At 61.6% G+C, this 13,531-nt stretch carries 4 protein-coding genes; 2 read left to right on the top strand and 2 right to left on the bottom strand.

The features are described from left to right. Window position 1 precedes the first annotated feature (1 nt). Both AC1RBR_RS07500 and AC1RBR_RS07495 read right to left on the bottom strand, forming a co-directional pair. Window positions 2-373: a DUF6124 family protein gene (locus tag AC1RBR_RS07500; protein WP_135295709.1), complete on the bottom strand. Its 372-nt coding sequence runs from the start codon at window positions 371-373 to the stop codon at window positions 2-4. A gap of 952 nt (window positions 374-1,325) precedes the next feature. Then, the gene (locus AC1RBR_RS07495) at window positions 1,326-9,209 is read right to left on the bottom strand and encodes a retention module-containing protein (RefSeq protein WP_492563685.1); all 7,884 of its coding nucleotides are present in this window, start codon (window positions 9,207-9,209) and stop codon (window positions 1,326-1,328) included. Window positions 9,210-9,741: 532 nt separating this feature from the next. Here AC1RBR_RS07495 and AC1RBR_RS07490 point away from each other — a divergent pair. Continuing rightward, the gene (locus AC1RBR_RS07490; RefSeq protein ID WP_095138606.1) at window positions 9,742-11,100 is read left to right on the top strand and encodes a TolC family outer membrane protein; all 1,359 of its coding nucleotides are present in this window, start codon (window positions 9,742-9,744) and stop codon (window positions 11,098-11,100) included. Between the two features lie 157 nt (window positions 11,101-11,257). Continuing rightward, the gene (locus AC1RBR_RS07485) at window positions 11,258-13,420 is read left to right on the top strand and encodes a type I secretion system permease/ATPase (RefSeq protein WP_492563683.1); all 2,163 of its coding nucleotides are present in this window, start codon (window positions 11,258-11,260) and stop codon (window positions 13,418-13,420) included. The last annotated feature ends 111 nt before the right edge of the window (window positions 13,421-13,531 follow it).

The following is a 13,531-nucleotide window of genomic DNA, read 5'->3' as shown; positions in this document are numbered from 1 at the left end:
GTTAGTTCGGCACGCGGCGGCCATCAAGTACCCGGTTGACCATCAGTTCACTGAGCATGATCACCTGATGCAGCATCAGCATGGCCCGGCGCTGTGGGTGGTCGACGACGTCGCCAATATCGCGGGCCATGTCGCTGGCGGCGGCTAACGATTCGCAGGCTTCGACGAGCAAGGTTTCTTCGTCCACGGTGGGGTCGATGAGGAAGATTCTGTTCGCCTTGCATGACGAGGTTGAAGGGATCGATATCTTCAGGGCACCGGGGTTGAGGTAGAAGTTGATGGCGCGGTCGGTTGCCGCTTTTATCTTCTGCGGGTCGAGGGCTGGGTCGTACGGGATCGAGGTGTCCGGGGGGTTGGGTGTGGCTTTGAACATAGGTGACTCGCTGTTTTGAATAAGTGAGGAGCCATCACTCTCGCTACCAAACGAAGGGTGGCGGCCATTTGTGGGTTGGTAGACCGGTCAAAACAGTAAACCCGGCGCTCCCGAAGGAGCCCCACGCATGGCCACCATAAAGCAGAGTCCCAAAAACGGATCTGTAATGTGGCGCACGACTGTAATGAAACGGGCTACCAAACCCGATCACTGATTTTCAGTGACAGGGAAACGATATAGCCCGGCCCATAGCCGTGTAAGCCGGCGGATTCTGGCGTACGCGTAGGTAACGGCGCAAGGCGTTGTAGCCGGTATGGCGTAACGGTTCGTGTACTTTAAACGTGGTTGCGGGGTGATGTTTATTTGCGGGGTTTGCTCTGTTGTTTTGATTTTGTCTGGTAGGCCGCTTTCGCGAGCAAGCCCGCTCCCACAGTTGGAATGCGTGAATTCAGGTAGGAGGTTGGTCGGCTGGTAGGCCGCCTTCGCTGGCAAGCCAGCTCCCACCATTTGACCGAGTGCATTCAGTTGGGGATTGGTCGGCTGGGAGGCCGCCATCGTTGGCAAGCCAGCTCCCACAGTTGGAGTGTGTGCATTCAGTTGGGGATTGGTCGGCTGGGAGGCCGCTTTCGCGAGCAGGCTCGCTCCCACAGTTGGAATGCGTGCATTCAGGTTGGGATTGGTCGGCTGGTAGGCCGCCTTCGCTGGCAAGCCAGCTCCCACCATTTGACTGAGTGCATTCAGTCAGGGATTGGTCGGCTGTGAGGCCGGTTTCGCGAGCAAGCCCGCTCCCACAGGGGAGCTTTGTTGTTCACAAAATGCTGAGCACCCTAAATCCAATGTGGGAGCGAGCTTGCTCGCGAAGGCTGACTCACTGGCAACGCAGTTCTCCAGACAGACAAAACCCGCCGTCCCGGCTGCTCGGGGCGGCGGGTTTTGTCTTTTCAGGCCTTGATCACACCGTGTCCACTTTCAGCGAATGATCATTGAGCATGCCGCTGATGATCGTCGCCGTGTCGTGCCCGCCGGCTACCACCCCACCCGCCCCCGGGGTCACGCCGTAGTGGCTGGCGAGGTTGACGCCGGCCAGGTCGATGGTCTGGTTCGGCGTGGCGCCGGCCATGGCGCTGACGTCGATGCTAGTGAGCACCGAGGCGCCGCTGCCGGTGACGGTGAAGTGCAGGTAGTCGTCGAGCGAGGCGGTGGTGCCGTTTTCACCTTGCAGCAGTTGCGACAGATCGAGCTTGTCGGTGCCTGGGGTGAAGTCGGTGATCAGGTCGTGGCCGCTGTTGCCCTTGAGCCACTGGAAGGTGTCCGCGCCCGCCCCGCCGGTGAGGGTGTTGTTGCCCATGCCGCCGATCAGCAGGTCATCACCACCGCCACCGTTGAGGATGTCGTTGCCCAGGCCGCCGTTGATCACGTTGTTATTGTTGTCGCCAGTGAGGGTGTCGTTGAAGTTCGAGCCGACGAGGTTCTCGATCCCGGTCAGGGTGTCGGTGCCGGCCCCGAGGGTGTTTTGCGCACCGAGCAGGCCGAGGTTGACGGTGACGGCAGCGGTGGCGTGGGCGTAGCTGGCGGTGTCGCTGCCGGTGCCGCCGTCGAGCAGGTCATTGCCCGGGCCGCTGTAGAGCAAGTCGTTGCCCGCACCGCCGTGCATCTCGTTGTTGCCGGAACCGGCAGTCAGTACGTCGTTGCCGTCGCCGGCGTTGAGGATGTTGTTGCCGGTGCCCGCCACCAGAATGTCATCCCCGGCGGTGCCGGTGAGGGTGTGGCCGTCCTGATAGCTGATGCTCACATTGGCGGTGTCGCTGCCGCCATGGTTGTCATTGGCGGTGTAGGTGCCGTTGAAGTCCGGGGTAATGTCATGCGCCCCGGCGTAGTTGAGGGTCATGGTCAGCTGATAGTTTTCCGCCGCGTTGGGGTTACCGCCGCCGGTGGGATCGGTGATATTGGTGATGTGGATGTGATAGACGCCATCGGCCGATGCGGTAAGGGTTTGCCCGTCCGCCAGGGTTGTGTAGGCGCCACCGTTGATCGAGTACTCCATGGTGACGTGACCGGCCGCCAGGTTGTGATCGAGGTTGAGGGTTTCGCCCTGGCGCAGGTTGACGGTAATGCGGTCTTCATCGTTGGCGTTACTGTTGGTCACCGCACCGAGATAGCCACTGACCACCAGCACGGCAGTCATTGTCGCGGCGTTGGCACTGAACGAATTACGCACGTTGGCCAGATTCTGGTTGGCGGCGGTGTTGGCGTTAGTGCCGGTGAAGTTGATCGCACCGTTGCCGGTGAAGTCCGCCGCTTTCGAGATCCAGCCCGTGTTGAAACTGGTAGGCGTGGCGTTGAGCGTATCGCCGTCGGGATCGGTGTCATTGGCCAGCAACAGTTCGCCCGGCACGACGATATTGCCCGACAGCACGTTGGTGATGACATGGTCGTCCACCGCCACTGGCGGCGAATTGGGGATCACTTTCACGGTCAGCGTCGAGCTGGCGAGGTCGCCGTCGTTGTCGCTGAGGGTGAAGCCGATGTTCTCGGTGATCACCGTAGTGGTGGTTTTTTGCGAGGTGTAGTTGTAGTCGCCGGTGTCGAGGTTGATCACCAGGGTGCCGCTGTTGTTGGTGGCGATACTCAGCGTGTTGTTCACCGTATTGAACGTGCCGTGGTTGGTGCCGCCGGATGCGGTCAGCGAACCCTGGCCGCTGTTGGCGCGCGGGTCATAGGTGTAGGTGGTGCCGTCGACCACGATGGATTTGATGAAGCCGCCATCGGCGCCGAAGGTACCGCCCTCGCCCAGCAGCGAACCGGTGACCGGCGCACCTTCCACAGTGCCCGACAGCACCGAATTGAGCTGATTGAGATCGGTGACCACCACCGCATTGGTGTTGGTGTGGCTGATGCCGTCATAGGCCAGCGGATCGAGGTTGGCGTTGCTCACGCCGCTGCCCAGACCGATGGCGTAGTTCTTGATGTTGTTGGCATCGAGGAAGTTTTTCAGCGCGGCTTCGTCGGCAGCGTTGATGTCGCCTTCGTTGGGTTTGCCATCGGAGAAGAAGTAGCCGACGTTCTGCGCCCCGGTGAGTTTGCCCGAGGTGTTGAACGCGGTTTGCATCACCGCCACGGCGGCGTCGTAGTTGGTACCGCCACCGGCGGTGAGGCCGGCGAGTATGGACTTGGCCGTCGCGACATCCACCCACACCGAAGTCCGGTCAGTGGCATTACTGCTGAAGGTGACGAGCTGCACCTTCACATCGCCGAGATCATCGTACTTGTCGAGCAAGGCACTGATGGCCTGCTTGGCCAGCGCCAGCCGTGACAGCCCCGGTACACCGGAGGCGTCGGCCATACTGCCGGAGATGTCGAGGACGATCAGCAGGTTGGAATCGATTTCAACCGCCGCCACCGAGCGATCCGACGCCACGGCTTTTGGCACGTCATCAACGATGTTGACCACGAGGGTGCTGGTGGTGCTGTTGCCCAGCGCATCGGTGGCTTTGTAGGTGAAGCTTTCGCTCAGGGTGTTGGCGCCGTCGTTGGCGTTCGGCGTGGTTTTCGGCGCCGAGGTCAGGGTGTAAGTGTAGGTGCCGTCGGCGTTGAGCTGAATCTGCCCGTAAGTGCCGGTGGCGCTGCCGACCAGGGTGTAGGTGATCGCCCCGCTGCCGCCGGTGACCGCGCCGACCAGTGTGCCGCTGGCGGTTTCACCGGTGTTGCTCGGGTCGCTGCCGGTGACCGTGCCAGAGGCCAGATCCTGGCCATCCTTGGTCAGGTCGAGGGCTTTTTCATAGACCGTCACGTCCTGATCCACCGATGCAATCAGTTTGCTGTCGGCGACGTTGATGGTGATGGTCGTGGTGCTTTCATCGCCATCGGAATCGCGCACGGTGTAGGTAAAGGTGTCGGTGGCACCCGGCGGGCTGACGGAGTTCGGATTGCTGTGATACACGGCGTTGCCCGCCGCATCCAGGGTCAGGTAGCCGTAAGCGCCGTTGATGTTGCTGTTGAGGCCGCCGATCGCCGAGGTCGCGGTGTTGCTGCCGGCGCGCACGCCAACTACTGCTCCGCCCGCCGCGGCGCCATCGGCACCGGTGACGTCGTTGCCGAGCACGCTCAAGTTGACCGTACCGCCCTCCGCCACTGAACCGGTATCGGCGTTGGCAGTCGGCAGGTCATCGATGATGTTGACGTTGATCTGGCCGCTGGCGGTGCTGCCGTCGGTGTCCGTCGCGACCACGTTGAAGTTTTCGGTGAGGCTATTGGCGCCGTTAGCGGTCGGATGATTTTCGTTGTCCACCAGCGTGTAGCTGTAGCTGACCACGCCGGTCGCGGGGTTGTAACCGGTGACGGTGAACGTGCTGCCCAGCGGCGACACCACCGATTGCGGGAAGCCTGCGGCGACCCCGTTGGTCACTACGGCAATGCCACCGACGGTGAGGGTTTGCAGTCCATCCAGGGCCGTGACGGTGAAGGTACCGCTCTGGGTCAGCGACGGGGTGTTGGGGCTGGTGCCGTCACTGAGGTTTTTTTCGTAGACGGTGAGTTCGCCGCCATTCACGTCGAGGCCGTTGAGCACCACCGGATCGTCGTTGTTGTGGATGTTCAGCACCAGGTTGGCGGTGCTGGTATCGCCATCGGCATCGGTGAGGGTGTAGGTGAATGTTTCGGTACCGTTTCCACCGCCGTGCAGCGCTTTGAAATCGGCGTCAGCCGGGTTAAGCGTGTAGGTGTAAGTGCCGTTGGCATTGAGCACCAGCGTGCCGTAAGTCCCGGTGAACGTACCGGCAGTGATCGGCCCGGCATTCGGCCCGGTCGCCACCACATCGGCGCCTTGCACGTCATTGGTCAGCACGTTGCCGGTCAGGGTCAGCTGGGTTTCCGAGGCGCTGGTGGCGTTGCTGTCGTTCACGGCTTTCGGCACGTCATCGACGATGCTGACGACGATAGTGCTGGTGACGATGTTGCCCAGCGAATCGGTGGCCTGATAGGTGAAGGTTTCAGTCAGGGCATTGGCACCATCGTCGGCATGCGGCGTGGTGGTTGCCGGCGAGGTCAGCGTGTAGGTGTAGGTGCCGTTGGGGTTGAGCACGATCTGCCCGTAGTTGCCGGTGGCACTGCCGACCAGCGCATAGCTGATGGCGCCGACCGCCCCGGTGACTGAACCGACCAGCGTGCCGGACGCGGTTTCGCCGGTATTGCCCGGATCGCTACCGGTGACCGTTCCGGGGGCCAGATCGGCGCCGTCCCTGGTCAGGTCGAGGGCTTTTTCGTAGACGGTGACGTCGGTGTCGCTGGTCGCGTACAGCTTGCTGTTGGCGACATCGATGGTGATGGTGGTGGTGCTTTCATCACCGTCGGAATCGCGCACGGTGTAGGTGAACACATCCACCGCGCCTGGGCCGCTCACGGCATTGGGATTGCTGTGGTAGACCGCATTGCCGTTGGCATCCAGCGTCAGGTAGCCGTAGGTGCCGTTGATGTTGCTGTTGAGGCCGCCAATGGCCGAGGTCGAAGTGTCGGCACCGGCGCGCACGCCGACTACAGCACCGGTTACGGCCGGGCCATCGGCGCCACCGATGTCGTTGTTCAGGACATTGCCACTGACAGTGCCGCCCTCCGCCACCGAGGCGGCGTCAGGGTGGGCACTGGGCAGATCATCGACGATGTTGACGTTGATCTGGCCGCTGGCGGTGCTGCCGTCAGTGTCCGTAGCAACTACGTTGAAGTTCTCGGTGATGCTGTTGGCGCCGTTGGCGTTCGGATGGGTTTCGTTGTCGACCAGGGTGTAGCTGTAGCTGACCACGCCGGTCGCCGGGTTATAGCCGGTGATGGTCAGCGTGCTGCCCAACGGCGTGACGATCGATTGCGGAAAGCCTGCGGCCACACCACCGGTGACGACGTTGATGCCGCCCACGGTCAGGGTTTGCAAACCGTCGAGGGCAGTCACCGTGAAGTTGCCGCTCTGGGTCAGGGCCGGTGCATTGGGACTGGTGCCGTCGCTGAGGTTTTTTTCGTAGACGGTGAGTTCGCCGCCATTCACATCGAGGCCGTTTAGGGTCACCGGGTCGTCGTTGTTGTGGATCTGCAAGACGAGGTTGGCGGTGCTGGTATCGCCGTCCGAGTCGGTAATCGTATAGGCGAAGGTTTCGGTGCCGTTGCCGCCGCCGTGCAGGTTTTTGAAGTCGGCGTCGGTGGTGTTCAGCGTGTAGGTGTAGGTGCCGTCGGTGTTCAGTACCAGAGTGCCGTAAGTGCCGGTGAAGGTACCGGCGGTGACGGGGCCACTCGGAACGCGGTCAGCGCCTTGGACGTCGTTGGTCAGGACGTTGCCGGTCAGGGTCAGATTGGTTTCTGACGCGGTGTTGGCGTTGCTGTCATTCACCGCTTTTGGCAGGTCGTCGATCACGTTCACATCAAGCGTTGCATTGGCAGTCGTACCGTTGTCGTCCACCACGGTGACGGCGAATTGCTCAGGCAGGTTGTTCGCACCGTTGGCATTAGCGTGAGCTTCGTTGTCGACCAGGGTGTAGCTGTAACTCACCACTCCGGTGGTGGCGTTGAAACCGGTGATGGTCAGCGTACTGCCCAGCGGCGTGGTGACCGATTGCGGGAACCCGGCGGCGACGCCGTTGGTGACGACCGCGATACCACCGACGGTCAGCGTGGTGACACCGTCCAGCGCAGTGATAGTGAAGGTGCCGTTTTGGGTCAGTGCGGTGGAATCTGGCGCGCTGCCGTCGCTGAGGTTTTTTTCGTAAACGGTGAGTTCGCCGCCGTTCACATCAAGACCGTTGATGATCACTGGATCATCGTTGTTGTGGATCTGCAGCACCAGGTTCGCAGTGCTGGTATCGCCGTCCGAATCGGTGATGGTGTAGGCGAAGGTTTCGGTGCCGTTGCCGCCGCCGTGCAGGTTTTTGAAGTCGGCGTCGGTGGTGTTCAGCGTGTAGGTGTAGGTGCCATCGGTGCTCAGTACCAGGGTGCCGTAGGTGCCGGTGAAGGTGCCGGCGGTGACGGGGCCACTCGGAACGCGGTCAGCGCCTTGGACGTCGTTGGTCAGGACGTTGCCGGTCAGGGTCAACTGAGTTTCCGAGGCGGTGCCGGTGTTGCTGTCATCGACCGCTTTGGGCAGGTCGTCGATCACGTTCACATCGAGCGTTGCATTGGCAGTCGTGCCGTTGTCGTCCACCACGGTGACGGCGAATTGTTCAGGCAGGTTGTTCGCACCGTTGGCCGTCGGATGGGCCTCGTTGTCGACCAGGGTGTAGCTGTAGCTGACGACACCTGTGCTGGCGTTGAAACCGGTGATGGTGAGCGTGCTGCCCAAAGGTGTAGTCACCGATTGCGGGAAGCCTGCGGCCACACCGTTGGTGACCACGGCGATGCCGCCGACAGTGAGCGTGGTGACGCCGTCCTGCGCAGTGATGGTGAACGTGCCGCTTTGGGTCAGTGCGTTGGCATCCGGGGCGCTGCCGGTGCTGAGGTTTTTTTCGGAAACCGTCAGTTCGCCGCCCTCGACATTCAGCCCGTTAATCACCACCGGATCGTCGTTGTTGTGGATCTGCAGAACCAGGTTCGCAGTGCTGGTATCGCCGTCCGAATCGGTGATGGTGTAGGCGAAGGTTTCCGTACCGTCACCACCGCCGTGCAGGTTTTTGAAGTCGGCGTCGGTGGTGTTCAGCGTGTAGGTGTAGGTACCGTCGGTATTCAGTACCAGGGTGCCGTAAGTGCCGGTGAAAGTGCCGGCGGTGACGGGGCCGGTGGGGACGCGGTCGGCGCCCTGGACATCGTTGGTCAGGACGTTGCCAGTGAGAGTCAGGAATGTCTCTGAAGCAATACCGTTGCTGTCGTCCACTGCCCGCGGCACGTCATCGGTGATATTGACGTCGAGGGTACCGGTGGCGGTGTCGCCATTGCTGTCGCTGGCAACGACAGTGAACTGCTCGCTGAGCGAATTCGAGCCGTCACCAGCCGAATGGCTTTCGTTGCCGTTGAGCGTGTAGCTGTAGGTCACTGTGCCGGTGGCCGGGTTATAACCGGTGATGGTCAGGGTGCTGCCCAACTGCGTGGTGATCGACTGCGGGAAACCGACCGGCACGCCGCCCACGATGACGCTGATGCCGCCGATGCTCAGACTGGTCAAGCCGTCTGGTGCATTGACGGTGAAGCTGCCGCTCTGGGTCAGCGCTCCATTGTTGTTGGCCGAACCATCGGGCAGATTGGCTTCGTTGACCGTCAGTTCGCCACCCTGCACATCAAGACCGGCGAGCGTGACCGGGTTGTTTACCGGCGCAGGTGGCACAACGATTGGCGCTGCGTCGTCATTACCATTGTCGATGACTGCGTTACGCCGCTCTTCGGGAAACTCGGGAATTCCGTTGAAACCGGCAGTCGGGAAGCCGATCACCGGATCCACTCGCCCACCGACTTCCGTCAGCAGGACAAAACTGTGGCCGCCACCCAGTTCACCTGGCGCGCCGCCCGGTGCATTCGGGCCGGCGGCGGTGGCTTCTGCCGCTTTGGTCGGGTCTTCGCCGGCAGCGATGGCTTTCTGGATCTGCTCGACATCAGTCAGCTGTGCCTGGCTGGGAGTCAGCGCTTCAGGGGAATCGACATGCACCGCCTGATTGGCCAGCAGTTGCCCGGACAGGGTCATGCTGCTGTCGCGGCCCAAGGTCAAGTCGCGGCCATTTTGCAGATGAACGGCGACGGCGCCTTCTGCCCCGGTGATCAATTGATCGCCGGCATACAGGCGGTCACCCTCGACCAGCGCGCGGCGAGTGCCGTCGGTGCCCTGCGCAAAAACCTGACCAATGACTTTAGTGACGGTCCCGATGAGCGTTGCCATGTGAAATTCCTCCGCTGCCGACCACCGTCGGCACTGGTTCGCGAAGCAGCCCATGGCTCAATCGGGTTGCCGAAGTGACGCTCGCACTTCGACAGTTCGTTTCGCAGGGTGCGCAAACAAGGAAACTTCAGTGCTTTCAGGCACTTCGCGATCCTGATCGTTGCAGCAGCCCCACTAACGCTACGTAACGGTGGTGAATCACCCGAGTGACAAAAATCTGTCGCTCATCTGCCGCTACGCGTCCCTCCCCTTCAGCAGTACTTCGCCGTATGTCGCAAAGTGAATGGAACTTTCCTCAAGCCTTTTTGTGCTCCCTAAAGCGCATGAAACAAAGGCTTTCGCCGTGAACAATGTGCCGGTTTTCGAGAACCGCATAAGTTTTTTTCGGCATAAGCCTTATGAAAATTTTTTCTTAGCTACGCTTCAGGATGTTCTTAGCTCTGTTGTTACAAGAGTGAAACGCTTACACCTCAAATTATCGTCAAATATTTGGCGACAGTAACGCACCATCAGGACCAGGGAGATGCACCCCATGCGCGTACTAACCCCCCTCTGCAGCGCGGTTTTGCTGGCCATGGCTTGCACTTCCCAAGCCCAGGCCATGAACCTGACCGAGGCGATCCAAAGCACGATCGCCACTCACCCGGAACTCGCCTCGCGCGTGGACGCCAGACTGTCGGCCGATGAACAGGTGAAAGTCGCCAAAGGTGGCTTCTATCCGTCCGTCGATTTGAACGCCGCGTATGGCCGTGGTTACAGCGACAACACCAACACCCGGGCCTTCGGTAATCACCACACCGAAATTCTCAACTACACACAGTCCGAGCTGCGTCTGCGGCAGATGCTGTTCGACGGTTTCAACACCGCCAACGAAGTCGAACGCACCAAGGGCGTGTCCAATTCGCGGGCCTATTACGCACAAGGCACCGCTCAGGATCTGGCCCTGCGCACCATCGAGGTCTACCTCGAAGTGCTCAAGCGCCGTGAACTGGTGACGCTGGCCAGGAACAACCTGCAAGCGCACTTGCGGGTGAATGATCAGATTGGCCTGCGCACCGAGCGCGGCATTGGCAGTACCGCCGACTCCGATCAGTCGGTGGCCCGTAAGGCGCTGGCGCAGAACAACCTCGACACCGCTGAAGTCGATCTGGCCGACGCCGAATCGAACTTCTACAGCGTGGTCGGACGCATGCCCGATGAGCTGGAAACGCCAGCCTCGACCCGTGGCGAACTGCCGACCCAATTGCGTGAAGCCCAGCAGAGCATGGTCGACAACAACCCGTATCTGAAGTCCGCCCAGGCTGACGTGCAATCGGCCGAGAGCCAGTACGAAGTCGCCAAATCGCCGTTCTACCCGCGCTTCGATGCCGAAGCCGCCGTCGGCGCGAATAACAACGTGCAAGGCGATGAAGGCCACGACAACGAATGGCGCGTGGGTGTGGTGATGAACTACAACCTGTTCCGTGGCGGCAGCGACAAGGCCCGATTGGCCGCCAATGCCCACGACATCAATCAGGCGATGGACATCCGCAACAACGCCCTTCGCCAGCTCAACGAGAACATCCGTCTGGCGTGGAACGCCATGGAAAACGCGAAGAAACAGACCCCGACCGCCCGTGAATACGCCGAGACCACCAAGCGTGTGCGCGCGGCTTATCAGGATCAGTTCGGTCTCGGCCAACGCACCCTGCTCGACTTGCTCGACAGTGAAAACGAGCTCTACAACGCCAACCGCCGCTACACCGAAATCCGTTACACCGAGGAATACTCGATGTACCGCGTGCTGGCGAACATGGGCCAGTTGCTGAGCAAGCAACGGGTGGTGCTGCCAGCAGATGCGATCGCCGCGACCGAGGTGAAAAATGAAGCGCGCCTGCCTGAGCTGAAGTAAGTCCCACGATCCATTGTGGCGAGGGAGCTTGCTCCCGCTGGGTTGCGTAGCGACCCCAAAGATTTGAGCAGCGATGAGATCCATGGGGCTGCTGCGCAGCCATCGGGGATAAATCCCCTCGCCACAGGTTGGACCAGTCATTACAGGGGCGATCAATATGACCAGCATGGCCGAAGGCGGACACACCGGGATCGATCCGCGGCTGAGCTTCGATGACCCGTTGCTCGACGGTCTGTTGATCCTCTGCAAACTCCACGGCGCGATCGTCAGTCGCGCCAGCCTGAGTGCCGGGCTGCCCTTGAACAAGCAACGCCTGAGCCTGGACCTGCTGCCCCGTGCAGCGGCCCGGGCCGGTTTGCAGGCGCGCCTGTTGCGCCGCGAACTGAAGGATATTTCTGCACTGAATCTGCCGATTCTGCTGCTGCTCAAGGATGGGCGCACCGCCGTGCTGCGGCGTTTCGCCGACGACGGCAAGGCGCTGATCCTGCCCAGCGAAGCCGATGGCGGCGAGCAATGGGTCGAGCGCGAAGAACTCGCCGAACACTACAGCGGCCAGGCCTTGTTCGCCCGTCCGCGCCACGAACTCGAAGACTTGCGCTCACCGCTGGTGCCGCGGGTCCACGCCTGGTTTCGCGACACCCTCAAGCTGTCGAAATGGCTGTACAGCGACGCGATCCTCGCCAGTTTCCTGATCAACCTTTTAGGCCTGATGGTGCCGCTGTTCGTCATGCAGACCTACGACCGCGTGGTGCCGAATCAGGCCACGTCGACCCTGTGGGTGTTGGCGATCGGCCTGCTGATCGGCACCGGTTTCGAACTGGTGCTGCGGGTGGTGCGCGCGCACCTGCTGGACACCGCCGGCAAGAAAACCGATGTGATCCTTTCTGCGACTTTATTCGAGCGCATCACCGGCATGGCGATGAAGGCGCGGCCAGCGACCATCGGTGGCTTCGCCCAAAGCATTCATGACTTTCAGGGCCTGCGCGAATTCCTTACTGCGGTGACCCTGACCAGCCTGATCGACTTGCCCTTTGTGGCGTTGATGCTGGTGGTGATCGGCCTGCTCGGCGGCTGGCTGGTGGTGATTCCGTTGCTGGCGTTTCCGCTCACGATCATTTTTGCCCTGGCAATTCAGGTGCGCCTGCGTGACACCGTGCAGAAAAGTCTGAGCCTCGGTGCCGAACGGCAGGCGCTGCTGATCGAAACCCTCGGTGGGCTGGAAACCCTCAAGGCCTGCAACGCCGAAAGCGAGCGCCAGCACAAATGGGAAAGCACCCACGGCGCCCTCACCCGCCTCGACAGCCATGCGCGCAACCTTTCGGCGCTGGCGACCAACGGCACACTGTTCATCCAGCAGTTCTCGGGGATGGCGACGATTGTCGCCGGGGTCTACAGCATCATCGCCGGCAACCTCAGTGTCGGTGCGCTGGTGGCGACCTACATGCTCGGCAGCCGGGTGCTCGCGCCGCTGGGGCAGATCGCCGGGCTGATCACGCGCTACCAGCAAGCGCAACTGACCATGAAAAGCACCGACGCGCTGATGGGCCTGCCACAGGAGCGCGACGGCAAGCAGCGGCCACTGGAACGCACACAACTGCAAGGCGCGCTGGACGTCAGCGGCGTGACCTTTCACTACAACGGCCAGAATGCGCCGGCGCTGAGCAACATCAGCTTCAGCATGAAACCCGGCGAAAGGATCGGCATCATCGGTCGCAGCGGCTCGGGTAAAAGTACCCTGGCGCGATTGGTGATGGGCTTCTATGAACCCGAGGAAGGCCAGTTGCTGCTCGATGGCCTCGATCTGCGGCAACTGGATGTCGCCGACCTGCGCCAGCAGATCGGTTATGTCGCCCACGACCTGCCGCTTTTGGCCGGCAGCCTGCGCGACAACCTGACCCTCGGCGCGCGCTACATCAGCGATTCGCGCATGCTCGAAGTCGCCGAACTGACCGGCGTCACCGAACTGGCCCGCCAGCATCCGCAAGGCTTCGACCGGCCGGTGGGCGAGCGCGGGCAGTTGCTCTCCGGCGGCCAGCGTCAGGCGGTGTTACTGGCCCGAGCGTTGCTGCTCGACCCACCGATCATGCTGCTCGATGAACCCACCAGCGCCATGGACAACAGCAGCGAAGACCTGCTGCGCCAGAAGCTCCACGGCTGGGTGCAAGGCAAAACTCTGCTGCTGGTCACCCACCGCACCTCGATGCTGAGTCTGGTGGACCGGCTGCTGGTACTGGACAACGGCCGGGTCGTCGCCGACGGCCCGAAAGAAGCGGTCATCGATGCACTGCGCAAGGGCCGCGTCGGCTCGGCAGCGGTTTAGTCGATGCAACACAAACCTGTGGCCACCTAGTGTCTGTGGCGAGGGAGCTTGCTCCCGCTTGGGTGCGCAGCGCCCACAAGATCTTTGGGGCTGCTTCGCAACCCAGCGGGA

It is taken from the genome of Pseudomonas sp. GW823-FHT01D03, from assembly GCF_058798255.1.
Note: the sequence above shows the minus strand (reverse complement) of the source record. Positions and strands in the feature narration are given on the sequence as shown.